The organism is Sphingomonas sp. KR3-1 (genome assembly GCF_040049295.1).
Lineage (GTDB): Bacteria > Pseudomonadota > Alphaproteobacteria > Sphingomonadales > Sphingomonadaceae > Sphingomonas.
On sequence record NZ_JBDZDQ010000001.1, the window covers coordinates 2,166,475 to 2,188,854 of the forward strand.

Consider the following 22,380-nt stretch of genomic DNA (forward strand, 5'->3'; position numbering starts at 1 on the left):
TGCAAAGCAACAGCGCCGGGGCCCATCTAGGTCCCGTGCTGCGCCAATATGAACTTGTTGACCGGGTCCTGAGCTACGACCCCGATGCCGATGAAGCGATGCTCAACCGCGCCTATGTCTTCTCGGTCAACGCGCATGGCAGCCAGAAGCGCGCGAGCGGCGATCCCTATTTCAGCCACCCGATCGAAGTGGCCGGCATCCTCACCGACCTCCACCTCGATGACGAGACGATCGTCACCGCGATCCTCCACGACACGGTGGAAGACACGGTCGCAACGCCCGAGGACATCCAGCGCCTGTTCGGCGACAATGTCGCGCGCATGGTCGACGGCGTCACCAAGCTCTCCAAGATCGAGGCGCAGACCGAGAGCGAGCGCGCCGCCGAGAATCTCCGCAAGTTCCTGCTCGCCATGTCGGACGATGTCCGCGTGCTGCTCGTCAAGCTGGCCGACCGGCTGCACAACATGCGCACGCTGGTCCACATCAAGAACCCGGACAAGCGCAAGCGCATCGCCCGCGAGACGATGGAGATCTACGCGCCGCTCGCCGAGCGGATCGGCATGTACGAGTTCATGAAGGAGATGCAGAGCCTCGCCTTCAAGGAACTCGAGCCCGAAGCCTATGAATCGATCAACCGCCGGCTCGACAGCCTCAAGGTCGAGGGCGAGGACCGCATCGCCAAGATCGCCTCGGGCCTGAAGCTGCTATTGTCGCGCGGCGGCATCGATGCCGAGATCACCGGCCGCGAGAAGCATCCCTATTCGATCTGGAAGAAGATGTCGGAGCGGCACGTGTCGCTCGAGCAGCTTTCGGACATCATGGCCTTCCGCGCGATCGTCGACACCGAGGAGGAGTGCTACCGCGCGCTCGGCGTGATCCACCGCCGCTGGCCGATGGTGCCGGGCCGGTTCAAGGACTACATCTCGACGCCGAAGCGCAACGGCTATCGCTCGCTCCACACCAGCATCATCCATGCCGGCGACACGCGTATCGAGATCCAGATCCGCACGCGCGACATGCACGCCCAGGCCGAGTTCGGCCTTGCCGCGCACTGGGCGTACAAGCAGAGCAACGTCCGCCCCGATACCCAGGTCAGCTGGATCAAGGACCTCATCGAGATCCTGGAGCATGCCGAGAGCCCCGAGGAGCTGCTCGAGCATACCCGCATGGCGATGTACCAGGACCGGATCTTCGCCTTCACGCCCAAGGGCGAGCTGATCCAGCTGCCCAAGGGCGCAACGCCGATCGATTTCGCCTATGCGGTCCATTCGAACCTGGGCGACCAGGCGGTGGGCGCCAAGGTCAATGGCCGCGTCGTGCCGCTGCGCACCGAGATCGAGCAGGGCGATCAGGTCCAGATCCTCCGTTCCAAGGCGCAGGAGCCCCAGGCCAACTGGCTGAACTTCGCGATCACCGGCAAGGCGCGCGCCGCGATCCGCCGCCATATCCGCCACAAGGAGCGCGAGGAGACGATCGCGCTCGGCCGCAAGCTCTATGACGAGATCGTGCTGCGCCTGCCGACGCCGCCGGGCGAAAGCGCGCTCAAGGATGCGCTCAAGCGCCTCAAGCTCCAGGACGATGCCGCGCTGATGGAGGCGATCGCCCGCCGCCAGTTCACCGATGGCCAGGTGATGGAAGCGCTGATGCCCGGCTCGACCGAGGGGGAGGACGCGCATGACCTGCCGCCGCAGCAGCACGCGATCGAGATCAAGGGGCTCACCCCGGGCATGGCGTTCCATTTCTCGCCCGATTGCCGTCCGGTGCCGGGGGACCGCATCGTCGGCATCCGCCGGCCCGGCGAGCCGATCGAAGTCCACCGCATCGATTGCCCGAGCCTGGCCGACACCACCGAGGAGGACTGGGTCGATCTCAGCTGGGGCGACAAGGCGGAGGGCGGCATCGCCCAGATCGAGATCACGCTGAAGAACGAGCCCGGCGCGCTCGGCGCGATCGCCACGCTGATCGGCCAGCACAAGGCCAACATCCTCGGCCTGCGGATGGATAATCGCGACACGACCTTCCACACCAACACGATGGACCTGGAAGTGCGCAATGCGGCGCATCTGGTGCGGTTGCTCGCGGCGTTGCGGGCGGCGGATGCAGTGAGTTCGGCGGAGCGGCTCTAGGCGCGCCGGTAGCTCGCCGCGCACTATCTAAGTACTCGGAAACGGCAGGTCTCCTGTCGCGCGAGCACTAGGCGCCGCGCGCTGCGCAAAGCCGCGCTGTGGTCATTAAATAAAACAACTTCATTATTAAGATTGATCTATATGATAAATTAGATCAGTCATTGCGCGGGCGGCATGAGCGCGCGCGGCCGGCAAGAGCCGGCGCATCCGCAGTGGTGCCCGCCAACAAGCGAAGAAGGCGATGAGGGCAGTGGCCTGTGCCGCACCGGGTTTCATCGACCGCAGTTGGAGCATGCAAAACAAGACGAGGAGAGAGATGTGAAAAGCCAGTATATCTATGGCCTTGCGCTGCTGTCGGCGGCTGCGGCCGGCGCGACCGCGTGGCAGGCCGGCAGCCAGCAGGCGCAGGAAGGTGGGGCGGTGCGGGTCCCGCTCGCCATGCAGGCCGGATCGGCGCCTGCCGCCGGCCCGTCGGTCCAGACCCTCGACGTCGTCGCGACCGATTACCAGGCGGTCGCCAAGACCTTCCTTACCAAGGTCCACAACGCTTTCATCAAGACCAGCGCCACGCCCAATTCGGACGTGATGATGTACGCCAACGTCCTCAACTACCAGGCGGGGTCGGACAGCTACGCCAAGGGCAGCGATGTCGCCTATCTGTGGACCGAGGACAATATGGTCCGCGCGCTCTATTGGGGCGCCCGCCTCGATTCGGCGACCTACAAGCCGTTGCTGCTCACCGCCGTCGACCAGCTCGACTGGTACTGGAACCCGAACTGCGCCGGCAGCGCCCCGGGCGCCACCCCCGGCGGCTATGGCGTGCGCCACGGCCAGCCCTGTTATTATGACGACAATGCGCTGCTCGGCGGCAACATGCTCAACGTCTATCTTGACGTGTCGCTCACCCAGTCAGTGTCGGACAACGCCTTCCAGGCGCTGAACTATGTCGACAACAACCAGAACAGCCATAACGGCGTGTCGCAGAAGCCGGGCGATCCCGACTGGTCCTCGGCCTTCTACATGAGCCCGGTCACCCGCGTCGGCGCGGCTTATGCCCGCTGGTCGGCGCGCTTCCCGAACAAGCCGATCGCGCCCACGCGCCTCACCTGGGCGACCGACATGTTCAACCAGGTCAACCTCACCAGCATGGACCTGCTCGCGCCCTCGGGCCTGTTCCGCGGCGGCGCCACCTGCACCACGGCGGGCCAGCCCTTTGTCTGCGATTCGGGCAATTCGGGCGTGCTCGCCGGCAATTCCACCGGTGTCGCCGCGCTGGCGCTGGCAATCCACAAGAACAACCCGAGCGAGACCGCCAAGCTCGCCTATGCCCAGACGCTGATGAACACCGTGCTGGCCCATAGCGCCTGGTTCCCCAGCGGCGGCGGCATCAAGCAGAACGCGCCGACCGGCGGCTATGCGACGATCGACCTGCTCTGCCAGATCTACCTGCAGGACGGCAATGTCGCCTGGTACAATGCCGCCAAGGGGCTGGTCGACTTCCTGATCACCTCGAACAAGGATCGCTATGGCTGGTATGCCAATGGCGTGCCGGGCGACGGCGATACCGGCGAGACCGATGACGACCCCAGTGCCGTCGCTGGCACCTGGGCGGAGGTCCGCACCGGCGCCACGCGCCCGGCGGACGACAAGACGCGGCTGATCACCCAGGCCGCAGCGGCCGCGGCGCTCGCCGAATTCGCCTATATCGACCGGGTGAAGAACGGCGGCTGAGCCCCGCTCGGCATAAAAAGGGGGCGAACCGGACGGGCTTGGGATCCGTCCGGCTCGCCCCCAGCCCGCTCCGACCAAGGAAAGCGGGCCTTCCCGAGGGGGAAACTAGTTCGCCGCCCTGGTCGCCTGGTCCATCAGCGCCTTGGCCGCCTTGATCCCGTCGGCCTCGCTGGTCTTGCCCTGCTGGATCTCGTCGGCGATCTCGAGCACGCGCCCGGCGATCACCGTGCCGTGATCGGCTTCCTCGGTGATGCGGATGCCGCCCTTTGCCGCTGCGATCCGATCCCATTCGGCGCGGATCGCGGCCCAATATCCCTTGGTCGCGGCCCAATAGTCGTCCGCCGCCTTCACGTCGAAGCCGCTGAACCGGGTGTAGCTGTTGAGCACATATTCCTGGACGACCGGCGTGTCGGTGCCGTCCATCTTCAGATTGTCCTGCCAGTGGATCCAGCCCGCCGGCGAGAGCGCGTGGCGGTTGACCCCCAGATAGCGGTCGTAGACGGGCCCGCGCACCGCGTCGCGCCGGGCGAGCGGCCGCCAGCTGCGGTTCGATTCCCAGCGGCGGATGCCGCCGACCTCGCTCCACTTGCCCCAGCCGCCATAGCGTGGGCTGTCATCGACCTGGTAGACCGTCTGCGACCACACGCCCTTGCGCTCGGCGGCGGGCACCTCGGCCCAGGTCCAGGCATCGCGGTCCGCATAGACCAGCACCCGGGCCGGCTCATATTGCCAGTCCTGGCGCCAGTGCTTGATCACCATCTTCTTGCCGTCGCCCATGTCGACCACCAGGAGATGCTGCAGCCGGATCGTCCGGCCAGTGTCCTCGATCACCCGCACGACTTCGTCGCCGCCGGAGATCTTGGCCGGGATCGGGGTATAGTCGGCGCGCCAGGCGGTGCTCTCCTGCATGTCGAACCTGACCTTGAAGGTGCCGGCCATGCCGAGGATGTCGGCGCGGTCGGCCTCGAAGCCGGATTTCACCGCGGCCGCCGGTGCCGCCTGGGCGAGTGCGGGCATGGGGGCCAGCAGCGCCAGCGCGATCGGGAATAGAAGCTTCATGATCCTGTTCCTCGGAAGCGGTCAGAAACGATAGCTGATCGAGGCCGAGGCGTTGCGGCCCGGCTGGGTATAGGCATCCTTGACGGTCGAGGTGTCGGCCAGGCCGCGCACGTCGTTCCACCAGGCGTATTTCGCGTCGAACAGGTTGAACACGCCGGCGCGCAGCGTCAGCCCTTCGGTCACCCGGAAGAAGGCAGTGGCGTCTAGGATGGTGAAGGCGCCCGGGCGGAAGCAGGCGCCGCTGCACACGCCGGTGGTCGCCTCCAGCGCCTTCTGCGCGCTGTGCGTCGCGGTGACGTCGCCGCCGAAGCGCCCGTCCTTGTCGCGATAGCCCAGGCCGATCACCACCTTGAGCGGATCGACGGTCGAGAGCGGCAGCCGCGAGCCGTCGGGCTCGATCTGGTCGCCCTGGGCATAGGCGATCGCCAGCGTGCCGGTCAGGCCGTTGGCTGCCTGCGCCACGAAGCGCGCTTCGGCACCCTTCACCTTCACCTTGTCGATGTTGATGAACTGGTAGATCGCCGGATCGGCGGGGGTGAAGCCGCCGCTGGTCACTTCCTGCGAGATGAAGTCGTCGTAATTGGCGATGAAGCCGGTCACGTCGAGGCTCACCGGCCCGCTGTTCAGGCGGAAGCCGCCTTCCCAGCTCTCGCTGGTCTCGGGGCGCAGGTTCGGGTTGGGTTGCGAGGTATAGCCGAAGGCGAGGTTGGAGAAGAACTGGTTCACCTGGCTCGGCTCGGGCGCCTTGAAGCCCTGGGCATAATTGGCGAACAGCCGCACCGCGTCGCCCAGCCGCACCACCGCGCCGAGCTTGGGCGAGACGCGCGATCCGGACTGCGCCGCGCCGGCAAAGGCCGGGAGCAGCGGGTCCTTTTCGGGCGACAGGTCATAGGCGTCGAAGCGCAGCGCCGGGTAGAGCGTCACCGGCCCGAGCGTGATCTCGTCGGCCACGAAAGCGCCGGCCAGCGTGTAGTTGGTCTCGGGGAAGGCACGAGTCGGGAAGGTCTCGCCCGCCGGCGGCACCACGCCGTCGCGCAGCCCTTCCTGGTGCGTCTTGCTGATGTCGCCGCCGAACACCACGCGGTGCGCCGCCGCCCCCGTCTCGAAGCGCATGCCGACTTCGGCCGACGCGCCGAGCACGCGGTTCTCGAAGGTGTTGAGCCGCTCGCGATCGGCGGCGGGCGTGCGGTCCTCATCGGTGAACTGGCGGTTCTCGCCGTCCTGCCAATAGGCGCTCAGCCGCGCATGATCGAACAGCCCGGTGCCGGTCCAGAACCAGTCGCCGGCGATGCGCCCGCGCCTGGTGGTGTCGCGCGCCTGGAGCAGGTCCACGGTCGAGCTCAGCCCGGTCAGCACGTTGGTGAAGACCCGACTATCCTGATATTCGCCGGTGATGCGGAAGCGGTTCGAGGCGTCGGGCTCGTAGACCAGCCGGCCCAACACCGCGTTGCTGTGGCCGTCCTGCGGATTGGGCTCGGTGCGCGCCGCGCCGCTGCCGCCCACGATGCCCTGGTTGTCGAGCTCGTGGAAGTCGCGGCGCGTATAGGAGAGCATCGCGGAGAGGTCGCCGAAGCGCGCCGCGGCGATGCCGGTCTCGGCGAACTCGTTGTCGGCCGAGCTGTAGGAGGCGCGGGCCAGCCCCGCATAGTCCTTGCCGCGCAGGATGTCCGAAGGGTCGCTGGTGGTGAAGCTGATCGCGCCGGCGAGCCCGTCGCTGCCGTACAGCGCCGAGGCCGGGCCGCGCAGGATCTCGACCGACTTGACCAGACCGACATCGACATAGTCGCGCCCGGCGGACTGCGCGCCGAAGGTGAAGCCGTCGGGCACGCGCACGCCGTCCACCTGGATCAGCACGCGGTTGCCGCCGATGCCGCGGACGATGAAGCCTTCATTGCCCGCACGCCCGGTGACGCCGAGCGCCGCGCCGAAGCGCGTCGGGCCACGCGGCACGCTGATGCCGGGCTCGTAGCGCACCAGGTCCTTGATGTCGGTGACCAGTTGGTCGGCCATCTTCCTGTCGTCGATGACGCTGACCGTAGCGGGCACGTCCTTGACGTCGGTCGGGATGCGGGTCGCGGTGACGGTGATCGTCGAGCCCGGCTCGCCGGGCTTCTGGTCCTGCTTGTCCTGCGCCAGCGCCGGCATTCCCGCTGCCAGCGCCCAAAGGCTGATCCCCACCCCAATCATCCGACGCATGCCCTGAAGTCCTTTATGCTAATGCAAGTGATTCGCAATCGCGGATTAGGCCTCGGACCCGAGCAGCGTCAACCCCGTAACGAAGGGAAGGGCTGGCTTGCTGGCGGCGAACGACATGCTCTCTTGCCCGTCATCCCCGCGAAGGCGGGGATCCGGGGTTAGTCGAGCATCGCCTTGTGACTCTGGATTCCCGCCTCCGCGGGGATGACGAATTTGATGTGGTTGACGGGTCTACCGAGCCAGCTTGACTTACTCTGCACTGCAGAGTTAATACTCTGCCACACAGAGTAAAGGACTCGCTCCGATGAAGACCCTTGCCGCCTTCGCCGCCCTCAGTCTGCTCCCCCTCGCCGCGCCGGCCGTTGCGCAACAGGCGCCTGCCGCGCCGCAGGCCACGCCCGGGCTCCAGGGCGTGCCCGTCCATGACGACGGCCTGGTCGCCACCTGGTATCCGCCGGCGAGCGGCAAGCGCGGACCCGCGATCCTGGTGCTCGGCGGCTCCGAAGGCGGGGAGGGGGTCAGCAAGGCGCTCGGTCGCAAGTTCGCCGAGGCCGGCTATGGCGTGCTCGCGCTCGCCTATTTCCGCACGCCCGGCCTGCCCGAGCAGCTCCAGGAGATCCGCCTCGAATATTTCCGCGCCGCCACCGACTGGCTGGCGCGCCAGCCGCTCGTCGATGCGAAGAAGATCGGAATCTGGGGCGCCTCCAAGGGCGGCGAGGCAGTGCTGCTGATCGCGTCGCACGATCCGCGCTTCCATGCCGTCGTCGCCGCGGTGCCCAGCTCGGTGGTGTGGCAGGGCATCAACTACACGAATTTCATGGACAACAAGTCGAGCTTCAGCCTGGATGGCAAGCCGATGGCCTATGTTCCCTATGACAACAGCACCGGCTTCAAGAGCGTGCTCGATCTCTATCAGCGCAGCCTGGCCAAGGCCGCGGCCTATCCCGATGCGGTGATCCCGGTCGAGCGGATCGCCGGCCCGGTGCTGCTGATCTCGGGAGCGGACGATGCAATGTGGCCCTCGGGTCCGATGTCGAAGCAGGTGATCGAGCGGCTCGATGCGAAGCACTTCCGTTTCGCGCACCGCCAGCTCGATTATCCGAACGCCGGCCATTCGATTGCCTTCCCCGATGCGCCGACCAAGCCGACCGGCGACACGCCGATGATGCAAATGGGCGGCACCGACGCAGGCAACGCCGCCGCACGCATTGACGCCTGGAAGCAGACGCTCGCCTTCTTCGCCGACACGCTGGGAGCCCCCGCCAAGTGACCGAGATCCGCCCCGAGGACGCCGCAGCGGCGCTGCGCTCGATCGACAGTGCCCGGCAGCACGGGGCGGCGCTGCGCCGCTATGCCGGCACCGCCAGCACGGTGATGGTCTGGGGCGTGATCTGGCTGGTGTGCAACCTGCTCAGCCAGTTCTTCCCCTGGGGGCCGAAGAGCTGGCTGATCGGCACCCCGCTCGGCGTGCTATGGTCGATCCTCCATCCGCTGCCGCGCCGCGAAGGCGCGGGGATCGACCTGCGCGCATCGCTGTCGATCTTCGCCGGCTTCGGCATCCTGTGGCTGATGATGCTGATCGCCCGCCCGCAGCTCGACGCCCGTAGCGTCAACGCGCTGATCTCGCTGCTCGTCGCGCTCGCCTATCTGATCACCGGCATCTGGGCGGGGATGCGGCTGGCGCTGGTCGGGACGGCGCTGGTGCTGGCGGTCTGCCTCGGTTGGTTCGTCTTCCCGGCCTGGCTGTTCCTCTGGGTCGGGATCGGCGGTGGCGGCGCACTGATCCTCGGCGGCATGTGGCTGCGCCGCGCATGACGCTGCCCAACGAGATCATCCACCAGACCACAAGGCTGCGCATCCTCGCCGCGCTCGACGCCGAGCCCAAGGGCACACAGCTCGAATTCGCGCGGCTCAAGGCAATCTCCCAGGCGACCGACGGCAATCTCGGCGCGCATCTCGCGACGCTGGAGAAGGCCGGATATATCGCGATCGAGAAGCAGCCGGTGGGCAAGCGCACCCGCACGCTCGTCTCGATCACCGCGGAGGGCCGCCGCGCCTTTGCCGAGCATCTGATCTTCCTGCGGGACATCGTCGATCGCGCGGGGGGATAACGCCCGTCTCGACGGCGGCGCGTCACCTCGCTAGAGCGTCCGGTCATGCAAAAGCGTCCGCAACTTTCCGTCGTCATCCCCTGCTACAATGAAGAGGCATGCCTCGAGGCGCTGCACGGCCGCGTCTCCGGCGCCGCACGCGCCGCGGTGGGCGACGATTACGAGATCGTGCTGATCAACGACGGCTCGCGCGACAGGAGCTGGGAAGTGATGCAGCGCATCTCGGCCAGCGATCCCAAGCTGATCGCGATCAACCTGTCGCGCAACCACGGCCACCAGCTCGCGCTCACCGCCGGGCTGGACCTGTGCGCGGGCGAGGAGATCCTGATCATCGACGCCGATCTGCAGGATCCGCCCGAGCTGCTGACCGACATGCGCGCCGCGATGCGCTCGCAGGGCGCCGACGTCGTCTATGCGGTGCGCCGCAAGCGCGATGGCGAGACGATTTTCAAGAAGATCACCGCTGCCTTCTTCTACCGCATGCTCGATCGGATCACCGACACGCCGATCCCGCTCGACACCGGCGACTTCCGCCTGATGACGAGGCGGGCGCTCGACGCGTTCCTGTCGCTGCCCGAGCAGGCACGCTTCATCCGCGGCATGGTCGCCTGGGTCGGCTTCAAGCAGGTGCCCTTCCCCTATGACCGCCACGAGCGGCTGGCCGGCGAGAGCAAATATCCGCTCGGCAAGATGATTCGCTTCGCGCTCGACGCGATCACCGGCTTCTCGACCGCGCCCTTGCGCTTCGCCAGCCATGTCGGCCTGTTGCTCACCGCCGCCTCGGCGCTGCTGGTGCTCTACATCGTCGCCGGCTTCCTGATGGGCGCCGCGATCCCGGGCTGGACCTCGCTGATGCTCGTCGTGGTCGTGCTCGGCGCGGTGCAGATGTTCGTGCTCGGCATGATCGGCGAATATCTCGGCCGGCTCTATGTCGAATCGAAGCGCCGCCCGCTTTACATCGTGGCGGACGTCGCCGGCCCGGTGCAGGGCCACGCGTCGCTCGGCTATCGCTATGCCGATTCGGGCGAAGTCAGCGTCTCGCCGGTGACGCCGCGCGAGAGCTGACCGCTCAGCCCTTCGGCTGCGCCAGCACGATGATCGACAGGCCCGGCGGCATCGGCAGCCGGCCGAGCAAATGCCGCTCCACCCCGAACACCGCTTCGAAGGCGGTGTTGAGCGCCTTGGGCGGGGGCGAATCGTCGCTGTCGTCCTTGCCGGTCAGCTTGCCGAGCAGCCGCGCCGCCACGGCGACCGGAAACAGCAGCGAGTTGAACCAGCGCAGCTTCTGCCAGCCGAGCCCCGCCTTTTGCAGCGCGGCGATCAGCGTGCCCTTGGAATAGCGGCGCTTGTGGTGGTTCACCACGTCGTGCGCGCTCCACATCCATTGGTGCGCCGGCACGGTGATCAGGATCTTGCCGCCGGGCTTGAGCACGCGCGCGATCGCCTTCAGCGCCGCGACATCGTCCTCGACATGCTCGATCACGTCGAGCACCGCGACCATGTCGTAGCTGGCGTCCGCCACGCCGGCGAGCTCGGGCAGCGGCGAAGAGCCGACCTGCTTGCCCAGCCGCTCGCTGGCCTTGGCGGCGGCGGTCTCGTCGATCTCGATCGCGTCGATCTCGCCGAACTGGGCGAGCATGGGCAGGTTGTGGCCGGTGCCGCAGCCGATCTCGAGGATGCGCGCGCCCTCGGGCACCGCGCCATAGCGCTTGAGATAGTCCGAAAGGATCTCGCGGCGCGCGCGATACCACCAGTGGGTGGTGTCATGCGCGGCCATGCGCTCGTAGACGATGCGGTCCATCTTATTTGAATACCAGAAAGCGGTTGAGCGCGAAGGTGACGATCGGCGTGACGAAGATCACCGGGATCAGCGGCACCCAGGTCGGCTCGTGGAGCGGCCCGGTGCACAGCCAGGTGAAGAAGGCATTCATCGCCAGGCCGACCGACTGGACCGCGACGAACTTCGACTGGGTGCCCATGCCGCCATCGGCGTCATGCCCCTTGAAGCTCCAGCGGCTGTGGAAGACATAGCCGAACACGACCGCGACCAGGAACCCGGCCACCGAGGCGAGCACCGGCGGAATCGCATAAGTGGCGAGCGGCCAGTAGACGACCGAATAGACGAAGGTCGACGCCAGGCCGACGATGCCGAAGCGCACCAGCTGCCCGAGCATCCCGTTCGTCCACATCGCTTCAAATCGCTTGAGTACAGCCGTCACTATCGCTTGCCCAGGAACCGAAGGCGGCCCTAATGCCTGCATTGATGCGAGGGAAGCGATTTTGAAGCTGGATGCACCGGGCGGGTTCCGCCTCGACCAGGAGCTGGACCGTCACTGGCTGCGCTGGATGGCCCTGTTCTGGCTGATCGTCACTGCCTGGTTCCTCTTTGACCGCCAGGGCAACATCTACTGGCTGATGCTCGGCGATACCGACGACAATATGCGCCTGATGCAGGTGCGCGCCTGGATGGCGGGGCAGGGCTGGTACGATCTCCGGCAATATCGCCTCGATCCCGCGCTCGGCGGCTTCGACATCCACTGGTCGCGCCTGGTCGACTTGCCGATCGCCGGGCTGATCCTCGCCTTCAAGCCGTTCGTCGGCCCGGTGATCGCGGAGAAGTGGGCATGCGGCCTGGCGCCGCTGCTGCCGCTGGCGCTCGCCATGGCCGGGCTGTCGCTCGCCGTGCGCCGGCTGGTCGCGCCCTGGGCCTGGCCGGTCGCGCTGGTCGTGCTGATGGGCTGCACCTCGACCATGTCGATGTACGCGCCCGAGCGCATCGACCATCATGGCTGGCAGCTCGCCTTCCTCGCGCTCACCGTCGCCGGCCTTGCCGACCCGAGGCGCGCGCGGGGCGGCGCCACCGTCGGGATCTCCAGCGCGCTCTCGCTCACCATCGGGCTCGAGATGCTGCCCTATTGCGCGATGGCCGGCGCGATCATCGCGCTGCGCTGGATCTGGGACCGCGAGGACGTCCACCGCATGCAGGTCTATGGCCTGACGCTCGGCGGCGGCTCGGCGCTCGGCTTCGCGCTGTTCGCCTCGAACGCGAATCAAGTATTGCGCTGCGACGCGCTGACGCCGGTCTGGCTGAGCGTGATGATCGCGGCGGGCGCGCTGCTGTTCGGCCTGTCGCTGCTCAACCCCGCCAATCGCTGGGTCCGCCTCGGCCTCGCCGCGCTGGCGGGCGCGCTGATCGTCGTCGGCTTCGCGGCACTCTTCCCGCAATGCCTCGGCCGCCCCGAGCAAGTCTCGGACGAGCTCGCCAACACCTGGCTCAACAATGTCCGCGAGGCTCGGCCGATCTACAAGCACGCCTTCAAGACCGCCTTCCCGATGGCGGTGCTGCCGGTGATCGGCGTGCTCGGCGCGCTGTTCGCCACCTGGCGCGCGCGGCGCAGCGACAAGCTGGTCGGCTGGGCGGCGGTTGCGCTGTTCACGCTCTTCGCCAGCGCGATGCTGCTCTGGCAGGTCCGCGCGGCCCCGGCGGCGCAGCTGCTCGCGGTGCCCGGCTCGGTCGCGCTGCTGGTCGTCGCGGTGCCCTGGTTCCTGGGCATCCGCGAGCCCTTCGCGCGCTGGATCGGCGCGGTGCCCGCGCGCATCCTCGGCATCTTCCTGCGCATCTTCGGCACGGTCGGCGCCTTCCTGCTGCTCTCCGGGCTCTGGGCCGGGCTCGCCATCCCCTTCCTGCCGGCGGGCAGCAACAGCGCGCCCGCCAAGCCGGGCAAGCCCGCCCCGCCGGACAAGGTCACCGCCGCCAACAATGCCTGCGCGCGGATGAGCAACCTGCGCGTGCTCAACGACTTGCCCGCCGCCACGCTGTTCACCCATGTCGACCTTGGGCCGCGGCTGATCACCGTGACGCACCACAGCGCGATCGCCGGCCCCTATCACCGCAACGGCCGCGCGATTCTCGACGTGCACCACGCCTTCACCTGGGCGACGCCGAACTTCCGCCCGATCGCGGCCGCGCATCATGCGCAATATCTGCTGATCTGCCCGGACATGTCCGAGACGACGCTCTACCGCGCCCGCGGGCCGAACGGCTTCTACGCGCAGTTGATCAAGGGCCAGGTGCCGGCCTGGCTCGAGCCGGTGACCCTGCGTGAGGTCCAGCCGGGCAAGCCGCTGCCGTTCAAGCTGTGGCGCATCCGCTATGACCTGCCGGATGTGCCGGTGAAGGTCGAGGCGGCGGCGAAGCCTGCGAAATAGCTTTCCCCGGCGAAGGCCGGGCCCCAGACCAATCAGTGCGCGGCGAAGACGCGCCAGGGCGCGTGACTTTCGAGGACGGGCCCCGGCCTTCGCCGGGGTAAGAAGTATTGCCCGTGGCGGACGTCAGTGTCCCGCCACCGCCCGCCCGGCGACCAGCGCCGCGCTGATCCCGTCGATCACGAACTGCACCGCGAGCGCGCCGAGCAGCACGCCGAGCAGCCGCGACACCACCGCCTCGATCTTGGCGCCGACCACGCGCATCAGCGGCCCCGCCGCGAGCAGCGCCAGCAGCGTCAGCAGCAGGATCGCGGCCATTGCCCCGAGCACCACGACGGTGCGCTCGATCCCGTTGTTCTGCGACATCAGCAGCATCGTCGAGGCGATCGAACCGGGGCCTGCGATCATCGGCATCGCCATCGGGAAGATCGAGATGTCGGCCGGCTCGCTCGCCTTCACCTTCTCGGCCCGGTCCTCGCGCCGTTCGGTGCGCTTCTCGAACACCATCTCGAGCGCGATCAGGAACAGCATGATGCCGCCGGCGATCTTGAACGCGTTGAGGCTGATGCCGAGCGCGCGCAGCAGCGCCTCGCCGAACAGCGCGAAGCCGAACAGGATGCACGCTGCGACCAGCACCGCGCGCACCGCCATCGCCCGGCGATGCGTCGCGCTGGTGCCGGCGGTCAGCCCGGCGAAGATCGGCGCGCAGCCCGGCGGATCGATCACCACGAAGAAGGTGATGAAAGTGGAGACGAACAGCTCTATCATTGGGCGGGCGCCGCGATCTTGTCGTTCAGCACCGGCGCGGCTTGCTTGCCGTTCCAGACCATGACCTCGAAGGTGCGTGCGCCGTCAGGTGTCACTTGCCAGTGCCAGGCGATCGTTCCGTCAGGCGATTCACCGTCGCCGACCTTCGCGTCGGCCGGTGCGGAAGTCGAGGAGACGATCGCCTCCATCGGCGCGCAGGACGCACGCTTGGTCACGGGCTCGGCCGGCTGCGGCCGTGCCGCCGTCAGCGCGTCGCCGCCATCGACGATCCACTTCCAGCTGCCATCCGCTTCCTTGCGCCACACGGTGCTGAAATAGCCAACCGTCCCGTCGGGCAGCTTCCACCCGCCGGTATTCACCGCCAGCTTGCCGTCGCACGAGACATAGCTCTTGGTCGGCCACCACCCCACCGACCTGGGCGGATCCTTGCGATCCTTGAGCCAGTCCTGCGCCTTCACCGGCTGCGGCACGAACATCGTCGCATCGCTCGCGGCGAACGCGCGGAACGCCGTCCACTGCCCCTTGGCCTGCGCCGCCGCGTTGAACGCGCGCTCGGCATCCACCGCGCTCTGCGGCGCTGCCGCCTGCAGGACCAGGGCAGCCAGGATCATATCGTTCCCTTCTCCAGCGGAATGCCGGCATTGCGGTGCGCGGCGACCAGCGTGTTGCGCAGCAGGCAGGCGATCGTCATCGGGCCGACGCCGCCCGGCACCGGGGTGATCGCGCCGGCCACGCTCGCCGCGCTGTCGAAATCGACGTCGCCGACCAGCCCGTCATCGGTGCGGTTGATGCCGACGTCGATCACCGTCGCGCCCTGCTTCAGCCACTCGCCCTTGACGAAATGCGCGCGGCCCACCGCCGCGACGACGATATCGGCATGCTTCAGATAATGCGGCAGGTTGCGCGTGCGCGAATGCACCAGCGTCACCGTCGCGCTGGCGCGGGTGAGCAGCGCCGCCATCGGCTTGCCGACGATGTTCGAGCGGCCGATCACCACCGCGTCGAGCCCCGAGAGATCGCCGAGTCGGTCCTCGAGCAGCATCAGGCAGCCGAGCGGAGTGCAGGGCACGAAGCCGTCGAGCCCGGTGGCGAGGCGCCCGGCATTGACCGGGTGGAAGCCGTCGACGTCCTTGTCCGGGTCGATCCGGGTGAGCACTGCCTGCTCGTCGATATGCCGGGGGAGCGGCAGCTGGACGAGGATGCCGTCCACTTCCGGATCATTATTGAGCTTGTCGACCAGCGCGATCAGCGTCGCCTGCGTGGTGTCGGCGCCGAGCTTGTGCTCGAAGCTCTCCATGCCCGCCTCGCGCGTCATCTTGCCCTTGGAGCGGACATAGACCGCGGACGCCGGATCCTCGCCGACCAGCACCACCGCGAGCCCGGGCGCGCGGCCCGTGGCCTGCTGGAAAGCGGGAACCAGTTCGCCCACGCGGGCACGCAGCCCTGCGGCGAAAGCCTTGCCATCGATGATCTCAGCCGTCATGCGCCCCGCCATAGAGCCTGTGCGCGATCTCTGCCAGCGCTGCGGAATCGCCTTCGATACGAAGCCGTTTCAACCGGGCGGTATCGCCCGCGATCAGCGCCACCGAACGCCTGGGCACGCCGAAGGCGGCGGCGACCAGCGGCACCAATGCCGCATTGGCGGCGCCTTCCACCGGCGGTGCGGCGAGCCGGGCGGCGAAATGGTCCGCGGTGCCGGCGGCAAAGGCCTCGCGCGACGCGCGCGGCGTCACGCGGACGGCGATCTCGATCCCGTCCGCGCGTTCCCGCCAGGCCGGCACGCTCAGTAGGTCGCGGCGGCGAGCTGGGCGCTGATCGTCGGCAGCACGAAATGGGTGATCACGTAGATGATCAGCAGCGCGACCAGCGGGCTCAGGTCGAGCGCGCCGAAATCGGGCATGATCTTGCGGATCGGGCGATAGATCGGCCGGGTGATCGCCTCGAGCGCGTTCCACACCGCGCGCACATATTCGTTGAACAGGTTGATCACGTTGAAGCCGATCAGCCAGGTCATGATCGCATGGATCAGGATGATCATGCTCAGCACCCAGAGCAGGAAGCCGATGATGTCGACGATCATGAGGAGGAAGGGGATCAATGCGCTCTCCGAGGGTTCTTGGACCCGAGATTAGGGAATGCAGTGCCCGGCAACAAGCCCGGCGCCTGAAGCTACACCAATCCTTGCGGCGGATCGCCGGGCAGATGGCCCGAACGCATCACCGCCATCGCCTCGACGATCCGCCGCGCCAGGCCGGTCGCCTCGTCCTGGTGGCGATATTCCAGCGCGACCAGCGCCTGCTCGAGGATCGAATCGACCTCGCCAATCCCCAGCGTACCCTTCTTCTCGAGCGCGTCGATCAGTGTCTTCACCAGCGTGAGCGCGCTGAGTGCCAGCGCCCTGCTCTCCGCTTCATAATGTCCGGGCTCGTGCATTTCGTCCTCCTCACTCGTGCCTTGGCGCGCCGGGCGGCTTGCAATGTAGGATTTCGCCTGCTGGGCTCGTGCGGCTCGGTCCTGGCCGCGCCGCTCCTTGAGAATGTTGGAAATATAGGATCCCGCGCCCGCAAGGAAGTTGCGAGATGCGGCGCGTTCGCGGGAATAGAGTCAACCCAAGCGCCGCGGAAACCGGCTCTTGGCGTGTGCTTCGTGGACTTTGCCGAGTCGCGAAGCCCGGCGCTGTTGGATCAGGCGTGGACGAGCGTGCCTGCGCCGCGCCGCGTGAAGATCTCGAGCAGCATCGCATGCGGGATGCGCCCGTCGAGGATCACTGCCGCGTCGACACCCTGCTCGACGGCGTGAACGCAGGTATCGACCTTGGGGATCATCCCGCCCTTGATCGTGCCGTCGGCCTTGAGCTCGGCGATCTTGGCCGGGTTGAGGTCGGTCACCAGCGCGCCCGACTTGTCGAGCACCCCGGCGACGTCGGTCAGCAGGAAGAAGCGCGAGGCGCCGCTCGCCGCCGCGATCGCGCCGGCCATGGTATCGGCGTTGATGTTGTAGGTGTGGCCGTCCGCGCCCAGCGCGATCGGCGCGACCACGGGAATGAAGTCCTGCGCCGCCAGCGAATGCAGGATCGCCGGGTTCACGCCCACCGGCTCGCCGACAAAGCCCAGGTCGACATGGCGCTCGATGCCCTGGAGCGGATCGGCCGCGCGCCCGGTCACCTTCTCGGCGGTGACCAGCCCGGCGTCCTTGCCGGAGATGCCCACGGCCCGGCCGCCCGCCGCGCCGATCCAGCTGACGATCTCCTTGTTGATCGATCCGGCCAGGACCATCTCGGCGATTTTCGCGGTCTCGGCGTCGGTGACGCGCAGGCCGCCGACGAAGCTCGATTCGACGCCCAGCCGCTTGAGCATCGCGCCGATCTGCGGACCCCCGCCATGGACGACGATCGGATTGATGCCCACCGCCTTGAGCAGCACCACGTCCTCGGCGAAGTCGCGCTGCAGCTCGGGATCGCCCATCGCGTGGCCGCCATATTTCACCACGAAGGTCGCGCCGGCGTAGCGCTGCAGATAGGGCAGCGCCTCGGTGAGCGTTTCGGCCTTGGCAAGCAGCGCGGGATCGGGGGCGTTGGTCATGTCGGCCCCATAGGGCCGGTGGCCCGCTCCCGCAACTTTCGCCTCAGCGAAACACTGCGGTGGCGCGGAAGGTGGTCAGCCAGTTGGTCGAGCCGCGGCATTCGCTCATCGCGCGCGCTTCGGTCAGGCGGAAGCGGGTGCCGTCCCAGACATAGGTCTGCGCCTCGCCGCAATCGCCGATGCCGCGCCCCTTGTCGTAGGTCGCCAGCTCGCCCTTGTCGAAGCTCGCATTGACCAGCATTCCGTCATTGCCGTCGTCGAACCGGGCGCGGACCGCCTTGCCACCCGCGAGCACGAAGGCGACGGTGCTGAAATTATAGGCGCCGGCGCCGCACGGGATCAGCGCCAGCGTCTTGCCGCCGCCCAGCGCATGGGTCTCGACATCGGGCACGGTCTCGGCGCCGTCATAGAGCCCGTCGCAGTCGCTCTGCTTCTCGAGGGCAGCGCGCATCGCCTTGGGGACGCTGGCGGCGGTGCCCGAGGGGCGGATCGCAGCGATCTTCTCGGGCGCGGCTGCCGCGGGCACCGTTCCGGCGGGCCTGGTACCCTTGGCCACCGCCGCCGTCACCGTGCCGGCGCGGCCCTGATTGGCGTCGATATGGCGCAGCGATGCAGAGGAGCCGGCGAGCGAGATGCGCGCGGCGACACCGCTGCCGTCGAGGAGCGCGAGTTGCTTGCCGTTGGGCATGGCGGCGGCGATCTTCGCGGCGTCCGCACCCTTGAAGGTCACGTTTTCCGCGTCCGCGGCGCCGGTGGCGATCACGGCATCGTCGATCTTGAGCACAGCCTTGCCGCTCAGCTTGCGCGGTGCCCAGACTTCGACGGTGAAGCCGCCCGCCGGGCCGGCATCGCGGCTGAGCGACATGCCGGCGTCCCAGGCCGAATCGTCCTCGGGCACTGGCTGGTCGCCCGGCTGGAGCGAGGTCATCTCGCAGCCGTGCAGATTGTCGCAGGCGACCACCCAGTCGCCATAGAGTTTCTCGGGGCCGTCTTGTGCGGCCTGGGCGACGAGAAGGAAGGCGAGCAGCAGCATGCGGCAAGCCTAGCCGATCCGAATCCGAATCGATAGGAGCGGCGCAAAGGAGATGGCGTGATGAAGACGGCTGGCGTGATCGGTGCGGGGCAGATGGGTGCGGGGATTGCGCAGGTTTCGGCCCAGGCGGGCTACGCCGTGCTGCTTTCGGACGTCGACCAGGCGCGTGCCGAGGCGGGCAAGGCGGGCATCGCCAAGCAGCTGGCCCGCGCGGTCGAGAAGGAGAAGATCGCCGCCGCCGACGCCGAAGCGGCGCTCGGCCGCATCACCTGCGTCGGCGGCACCGATGCGTTTGCGCCCTGCGACCTGGTGATCGAGGCGGCGACCGAGCGGGAAGCGATCAAGCGCCAGATCTTCGAGAGCGTCGGCAAGGTGCTCGGCGCCGACGCGATCCTGGCGAGCAACACCTCGTCGATCCCGATCACTCGCCTGGCCCAGGCCGCGCCGGATCCCGCTCGCTTCGTCGGGGTGCACTTCTTCAATCCGGTGCCGGTGATGGGCCTGATCGAGCTGATCCGCGGCCTTGCCACGTCGGACGCCACGGTGGCTACGGTCGAGAAATTCGGCCAGTCGCTCGGCAAGCGCATCGTCCACGCCAATGATGCGCCCGGCTTCATCGTCAACCGGGTGCTGATGCCGATGCTCAACGAGGCCTGCTTCGCGCTGGGCGAGGGCGTGGCGACGATCCCGGACATCGACGCCGCTTGCCAGCTCGGCCTCAACCATCCGATGGGGCCGTTCACGCTGGCCGACTTCATCGGGCTCGATACCTGCCTCGAGATCACCCGCGTGCTGTTCGAGGGCACCGGCGATCCCAAGTTCCGCCCCGCGCCGTTGCTGGTGAAATATGTCGAGGCCGGCTGGTATGGCCGCAAGACCAAGCGCGGCTTCTACGACTATACCGGCGCCGAGCCCGTGCCGACGCGCTGAGGGGTCAGACCTTGGCCGCCAGCTCCGCCTGGCGGTCGAGCGCCCATTTGGCGAGCGTGTCGAACGGAATGGCGGTGAGGAAGGCGATGCCCGCCCGGCCGTCGCGCACCCAGCGCACCACGCCGCGATGCGGATCGAGCCCGCGGACGCTGACGGTGACGTCGTCGCCTTCGCGAAGGAAGTCTGCCTCGATCTTCACCCCGCCCTGCGACACGTCGACGAGCGGGACGTTCACCCGCATGCCCTCGGCGACCAGGCCTACCGGGCAGGCGACGCGCAGCCGCGGCATCCGCTGGGTGAGGCCCGGGTCGCCATGGATGGGCGCGTGGAGCACTTCGAGCACGTCGATCTTCTCGTCGAACTGGACGCCGACCATGCCGTCCGCCGCCCAGGCGATGCGGCCCGCGATGTGGTTGCCCGAGCGGATCTCCACCGTCACCGGCTCGTCGGGCGGCAAGCTGGTATGGAGCTTGCCCATCAGCCCGCCCGGCGAGATGTTGCGGATCAGGCACAGCGCCTCATAGTCGCTCCAGCGCAGCATCGCGGAGCGGTAGACCGAGATCTTCGAACGATCGTCGCTGCGGCGTTCCATAGTCGGCACTTCGGGCTGGAAGGAGATTTCGGTGCGGATGTCGTCCTCCGACGGTTCGTTTTTGGTGACCCGCCGCAGATATGCGTCCGTCTCGTTTCCCGGGCGTTTCGAAGGAGCGACCAGGCGCGGCAAATGTGCGGCGCGCCGGGTGGCGGGCGACCGGTCGGCGGCACCGACCGGCTGGAAGGCGAGGGCGAGGCACTCCTGCACGCGGCAGAGCGCTTCCTCGCCGGGGGTCGGCGGCGGTCGTCGCAGGATGCGAAGCGGACGAGCGTCCGGTCCGGTGGCGATGAAATTGGTCACGCGTCACTCCGGTTGCTGAACCTGGAGAACGCACATCTGCCCCGCTGGTACGAAGCTGGATGGCGCGCGACCCGCTCTCCATCTGATGGTGATTGTTATAGCAGGTCCGGCGCGCCCCCCGGCGCAGCGTCGGTCCAGCCGATTTGAACCGATTCTATCCGCGCCGCGTATCCAAAAAGTTAACGCGGCTCAGGGCAGCAACAATCCCGCCAGCGCCGCGCTCATCAGGTTCGCCAGGCTGCCGGCGAGCAGCGCGCGCAGGCCGAGCCTGGCGATCATCGGCCGCTGGTTGGGCGCGAGGCTGCCGGTCGCCGCCATCTGGATCGCGATCGAGCTGAAATTGGCAAAGCCACACAGCGCGAAGGTGATGATCGCGCGGGTGCGCGGCGCGAGGTCCGCCATGCCGCCCAGCTGGATGAACGCGACGAACTCGTTGAGCACGACCTTGGTGCCGAACAGTCCGCCGGCCGCCGTCGCCTCGTGCCAGGAGATGCCGAGCAGGTACATCACCGGCGCGAAGATCGTGCCGATGATCTTCTGGAAGCTGAGATCCTGGAGGAACCCGGCCCAGGCGGCATGACCGCTCAGCTCGTAAACCCAGTTGCCGGCACCGGCGAGCAGCCCGTTGGCGAGCGCGACCAGCGCGACAAAGGCGAGGACCATCGCGCCGACGGCGACGGCGATCTTCACGCCGGTCGACGCGCCCGACGCGGCGGCCATGATCAGATTGGCGGCGCGCTCTTCCTCGACATCATGCTCGGCGATCTTGATCGCCTCGTCCTCGGCATCGTCGCCGAGCGGCAGCTCGCCCTGCTTCGCCGGTGTGTCGGGCATGATGATCTTGGCCATCAGCAGGCCGCCCGGCGCGGCCATGAACGAGGCGGCGAGCAGGTGCGGCAGCGCGCTCGGGCCGAGCAGGCTGGCATAGGCGGCGAGGATCGTGCCGGCGACGCCCGACATGCCGACGGTCATCACCGCGAACAGCTGCGGCGGGGTGAGCCGCGCGAGATAGGGACGGATGACGAGCGGCGATTCGCTCTGGCCGACGAAGATGTTCGCGGCCGCGCAGAGCGATTCGACCTTGGTGGTGCCGACGACCTTCTCGATCGTGCCGCCGATCCAGCGGATCACGAACTGCATGATGCCGAGGTGATAGAGGATCGAGACGAGCGCGGCGAAGAAGATGATCACCGGCAGCGCCGCGATCGCGAAGCTGTTGCCGCCGAGCTCGGGCTTGGCGAGCGGGCCGAACAGGAAGCTGGTGCCCGCGCCGGCATAGCCGAGCAGCGCCGAGACGCCGTTCGACAGGCCGTGCAGCGCCGCCTGGCCCCAGCTCGTGCGCAGCACCAGCGCAGCGATTCCCGCCTGGAGGACGAAGGCCGCGCCGACGACGCGCAGATTGATCGCACGCTTGTTCGACGAGAACAGGAAGGCGATCGCCAGGATCGCAACCACGCCGAAGATGCCGATCGGAAACTGATTCAACTGCCCATACCCCCAAGGCAAACGCCCAAGCCTCTCAGCATACACGCTCGAAACCGCAAGGCCAGAGGCAGCCGACTCCGTTCCCCGCAGAAGCCCCGCGCGGCGGAAAGTCACAAAGGCCCCGACGTCTCGCGCACGATCGCCCGCCCACGCACGCGCGGGCGAACGCTTCGCGGGCCCGACCGGCAGGGACAGCCGGGCAGGGGATGGCAGGACAGGGTTTCGCGAAGCTTCAAGGGCGCTATAGAACAAATGAAGA

22 protein-coding genes are annotated in these 22,380 nt (G+C 67.8%); 8 read left to right on the forward strand and 14 right to left on the reverse strand.

The window, feature by feature from the left end; all coding sequences use genetic code 11:
- Positions 1 to 35: 35 nt before the first annotated feature.
- Together ABLE38_RS10655 and ABLE38_RS10660 are read left to right on the forward strand one after the other, a co-directional pair.
- The gene (locus tag ABLE38_RS10655) at positions 36 to 2,126 is read left to right on the forward strand and encodes a bifunctional (p)ppGpp synthetase/guanosine-3',5'-bis(diphosphate) 3'-pyrophosphohydrolase (RefSeq protein WP_348974120.1); all 2,091 of its coding nucleotides are present in this window, start codon (positions 36 to 38) and stop codon (positions 2,124 to 2,126) included.
- Between the two features lie 318 nt (positions 2,127 to 2,444).
- On the forward strand, positions 2,445 to 3,857 hold the full coding sequence (locus tag ABLE38_RS10660; RefSeq protein WP_348974121.1) for a hypothetical protein: 1,413 nt from the start codon (positions 2,445 to 2,447) through the stop codon (positions 3,855 to 3,857).
- A 105-nt stretch (positions 3,858 to 3,962) separates the two neighbouring features.
- On the opposite strand, the gene ABLE38_RS10665 is transcribed toward ABLE38_RS10660, so the two are convergent.
- Positions 3,963 to 4,916, reverse strand: a complete 954-nt coding sequence (locus ABLE38_RS10665; RefSeq protein ID WP_348974122.1) for a DUF6607 family protein — start codon at positions 4,914 to 4,916, stop codon at positions 3,963 to 3,965.
- A gap of 21 nt (positions 4,917 to 4,937) precedes the next feature.
- Positions 4,938 to 7,112 carry a TonB-dependent hemoglobin/transferrin/lactoferrin family receptor gene (locus ABLE38_RS10670; protein WP_348974123.1) on the reverse strand — a complete coding sequence of 725 codons (2,175 nt, stop codon included), beginning with the start codon at positions 7,110 to 7,112 and terminating at the stop codon, positions 4,938 to 4,940.
- 304 nt (positions 7,113 to 7,416) lie between these two features.
- Between ABLE38_RS10670 and ABLE38_RS10675 the strand changes: the two genes are divergently transcribed.
- The 4 genes from ABLE38_RS10675 to ABLE38_RS10690 are packed head-to-tail and all read left to right on the forward strand — an operon-like array spanning position 7,417 to position 10,288.
- Positions 7,417 to 8,382 carry an acyl-CoA thioester hydrolase/BAAT C-terminal domain-containing protein gene (locus tag ABLE38_RS10675; RefSeq protein ID WP_348974124.1) on the forward strand — a complete coding sequence of 322 codons (966 nt, stop codon included), beginning with the start codon at positions 7,417 to 7,419 and terminating at the stop codon, positions 8,380 to 8,382.
- On the forward strand, positions 8,379 to 8,927 hold the full coding sequence (locus tag ABLE38_RS10680) for a hypothetical protein (RefSeq protein WP_348974125.1): 549 nt from the start codon (positions 8,379 to 8,381) through the stop codon (positions 8,925 to 8,927). The genes ABLE38_RS10675 and ABLE38_RS10680 overlap by 4 nt, the downstream gene beginning before the upstream one ends.
- Complete coding sequence (locus ABLE38_RS10685) at positions 8,924 to 9,223, forward strand: transcriptional regulator (protein ID WP_348974126.1); 300 nt, start codon at positions 8,924 to 8,926, stop codon at positions 9,221 to 9,223. The genes ABLE38_RS10680 and ABLE38_RS10685 overlap by 4 nt, the downstream gene beginning before the upstream one ends.
- Positions 9,224 to 9,268: 45 nt before the next feature.
- Positions 9,269 to 10,288, forward strand: coding sequence for a glycosyltransferase family 2 protein (locus ABLE38_RS10690; RefSeq protein ID WP_348974127.1), 1,020 nt, complete (start codon positions 9,269 to 9,271; stop codon positions 10,286 to 10,288).
- A 4-nt stretch (positions 10,289 to 10,292) separates the two neighbouring features.
- Here ABLE38_RS10690 and ABLE38_RS10695 read toward each other — a convergent pair whose 3' ends face one another.
- A complete protein-coding gene (locus ABLE38_RS10695; protein ID WP_348974128.1) occupies positions 10,293 to 11,024 on the reverse strand; it encodes a class I SAM-dependent methyltransferase in 732 nt (243 codons plus the stop codon).
- Between the two features lies 1 nt (position 11,025).
- Positions 11,026 to 11,412: a GtrA family protein gene (locus tag ABLE38_RS10700; RefSeq protein WP_348974129.1), complete on the reverse strand. Its 387-nt coding sequence runs from the start codon at positions 11,410 to 11,412 to the stop codon at positions 11,026 to 11,028.
- Between the two features lie 157 nt (positions 11,413 to 11,569).
- Between ABLE38_RS10700 and ABLE38_RS10705 the strand changes: the two genes are divergently transcribed.
- Positions 11,570 to 13,432, forward strand: a complete 1,863-nt coding sequence (locus ABLE38_RS10705) for an AcrB/AcrD/AcrF family protein (protein WP_348974490.1) — start codon at positions 11,570 to 11,572, stop codon at positions 13,430 to 13,432.
- A gap of 123 nt (positions 13,433 to 13,555) precedes the next feature.
- Here ABLE38_RS10705 and ABLE38_RS10710 read toward each other — a convergent pair whose 3' ends face one another.
- From ABLE38_RS10710 to ABLE38_RS10745, 8 genes are all read right to left on the reverse strand, one after another.
- Positions 13,556 to 14,197 carry a MarC family protein gene (locus ABLE38_RS10710; protein WP_348974130.1) on the reverse strand — a complete coding sequence of 214 codons (642 nt, stop codon included), beginning with the start codon at positions 14,195 to 14,197 and terminating at the stop codon, positions 13,556 to 13,558.
- Entirely contained in the window at positions 14,194 to 14,808 is a 615-nt protein-coding gene (locus ABLE38_RS10715; protein ID WP_348974131.1) for a hypothetical protein, read from the reverse strand. The genes ABLE38_RS10710 and ABLE38_RS10715 overlap by 4 nt, the downstream gene beginning before the upstream one ends.
- Complete coding sequence (gene folD / locus ABLE38_RS10720) at positions 14,805 to 15,680, reverse strand: bifunctional methylenetetrahydrofolate dehydrogenase/methenyltetrahydrofolate cyclohydrolase FolD (RefSeq protein WP_348974132.1); 876 nt, start codon at positions 15,678 to 15,680, stop codon at positions 14,805 to 14,807. Before folD ends, ABLE38_RS10715 begins: the two co-directional genes overlap by 4 nt.
- Positions 15,670 to 15,978, reverse strand: coding sequence for a DUF167 family protein (locus tag ABLE38_RS10725; RefSeq protein WP_348974133.1), 309 nt, complete (start codon positions 15,976 to 15,978; stop codon positions 15,670 to 15,672). Before ABLE38_RS10725 ends, folD begins: the two co-directional genes overlap by 11 nt.
- A gap of 2 nt (positions 15,979 to 15,980) precedes the next feature.
- Positions 15,981 to 16,277 carry a YggT family protein gene (locus ABLE38_RS10730; protein ID WP_348974491.1) on the reverse strand — a complete coding sequence of 99 codons (297 nt, stop codon included), beginning with the start codon at positions 16,275 to 16,277 and terminating at the stop codon, positions 15,981 to 15,983.
- 89 nt (positions 16,278 to 16,366) lie between these two features.
- The gene (locus tag ABLE38_RS10735; protein ID WP_348974134.1) at positions 16,367 to 16,630 is read right to left on the reverse strand and encodes a hypothetical protein; all 264 of its coding nucleotides are present in this window, start codon (positions 16,628 to 16,630) and stop codon (positions 16,367 to 16,369) included.
- Positions 16,631 to 16,881: 251 nt separating this feature from the next.
- A complete protein-coding gene (argB, locus tag ABLE38_RS10740) occupies positions 16,882 to 17,778 on the reverse strand; it encodes an acetylglutamate kinase (protein WP_348974135.1) in 897 nt (298 codons plus the stop codon).
- A 43-nt stretch (positions 17,779 to 17,821) separates the two neighbouring features.
- A complete protein-coding gene (locus ABLE38_RS10745) occupies positions 17,822 to 18,811 on the reverse strand; it encodes a DUF1176 domain-containing protein (protein ID WP_348974136.1) in 990 nt (329 codons plus the stop codon).
- Between the two features lie 60 nt (positions 18,812 to 18,871).
- Here ABLE38_RS10745 and ABLE38_RS10750 point away from each other — a divergent pair, with 60 nt between their 5' ends.
- Positions 18,872 to 19,741, forward strand: a complete 870-nt coding sequence (locus ABLE38_RS10750) for a 3-hydroxyacyl-CoA dehydrogenase NAD-binding domain-containing protein (RefSeq protein WP_348974492.1) — start codon at positions 18,872 to 18,874, stop codon at positions 19,739 to 19,741.
- A 4-nt stretch (positions 19,742 to 19,745) separates the two neighbouring features.
- On the opposite strand, the gene ABLE38_RS10755 is transcribed toward ABLE38_RS10750, so the two are convergent.
- Positions 19,746 to 20,636 carry a PilZ domain-containing protein gene (locus ABLE38_RS10755; RefSeq protein WP_348974137.1) on the reverse strand — a complete coding sequence of 297 codons (891 nt, stop codon included), beginning with the start codon at positions 20,634 to 20,636 and terminating at the stop codon, positions 19,746 to 19,748.
- A gap of 189 nt (positions 20,637 to 20,825) precedes the next feature.
- Positions 20,826 to 22,121, reverse strand: a complete 1,296-nt coding sequence (locus ABLE38_RS10760) for a nucleoside transporter C-terminal domain-containing protein (RefSeq protein WP_348974138.1) — start codon at positions 22,119 to 22,121, stop codon at positions 20,826 to 20,828.
- Positions 22,122 to 22,380: the final 259 nt, after the last annotated feature.

Bases quoted from the DNA above. Each gene is read 5' to 3' on its own strand.
- ABLE38_RS10665 (WP_348974122.1), bottom strand. From the start codon at position 4,916: ATGAAGCTTCTATTCCCGATCGCGCTGGCGCTGCTGGCCCCCATGCCC.
- ABLE38_RS10670 (WP_348974123.1), bottom strand. From the start codon at position 7,112: ATGCGTCGGATGATTGGGGTGGGGATCAGCCTTTGGGCGCTGGCAGCG.
- ABLE38_RS10675 (WP_348974124.1), top strand. From the start codon at position 7,417: ATGAAGACCCTTGCCGCCTTCGCCGCCCTCAGTCTGCTCCCCCTCGCC.
- ABLE38_RS10685 (WP_348974126.1), top strand. From the start codon at position 8,924: ATGACGCTGCCCAACGAGATCATCCACCAGACCACAAGGCTGCGCATC.
- ABLE38_RS10690 (WP_348974127.1), top strand. From the start codon at position 9,269: ATGCAAAAGCGTCCGCAACTTTCCGTCGTCATCCCCTGCTACAATGAA.
- ABLE38_RS10695 (WP_348974128.1), bottom strand. From the start codon at position 11,024: ATGGACCGCATCGTCTACGAGCGCATGGCCGCGCATGACACCACCCAC.
- ABLE38_RS10700 (WP_348974129.1), bottom strand. From the start codon at position 11,412: ATGTGGACGAACGGGATGCTCGGGCAGCTGGTGCGCTTCGGCATCGTC.
- ABLE38_RS10705 (WP_348974490.1), top strand. From the start codon at position 11,570: ATGGCCCTGTTCTGGCTGATCGTCACTGCCTGGTTCCTCTTTGACCGC.
- ABLE38_RS10710 (WP_348974130.1), bottom strand. From the start codon at position 14,197: ATGATAGAGCTGTTCGTCTCCACTTTCATCACCTTCTTCGTGGTGATC.
- ABLE38_RS10715 (WP_348974131.1), bottom strand. From the start codon at position 14,808: ATGATCCTGGCTGCCCTGGTCCTGCAGGCGGCAGCGCCGCAGAGCGCG.
- folD (WP_348974132.1), bottom strand. From the start codon at position 15,680: ATGACGGCTGAGATCATCGATGGCAAGGCTTTCGCCGCAGGGCTGCGT.
- ABLE38_RS10730 (WP_348974491.1), bottom strand. From the start codon at position 16,277: ATGATCGTCGACATCATCGGCTTCCTGCTCTGGGTGCTGAGCATGATC.
- ABLE38_RS10735 (WP_348974134.1), bottom strand. From the start codon at position 16,630: ATGCACGAGCCCGGACATTATGAAGCGGAGAGCAGGGCGCTGGCACTC.
- argB (WP_348974135.1), bottom strand. From the start codon at position 17,778: ATGACCAACGCCCCCGATCCCGCGCTGCTTGCCAAGGCCGAAACGCTC.
- ABLE38_RS10745 (WP_348974136.1), bottom strand. From the start codon at position 18,811: ATGCTGCTGCTCGCCTTCCTTCTCGTCGCCCAGGCCGCACAAGACGGC.
- ABLE38_RS10750 (WP_348974492.1), top strand. From the start codon at position 18,872: ATGAAGACGGCTGGCGTGATCGGTGCGGGGCAGATGGGTGCGGGGATT.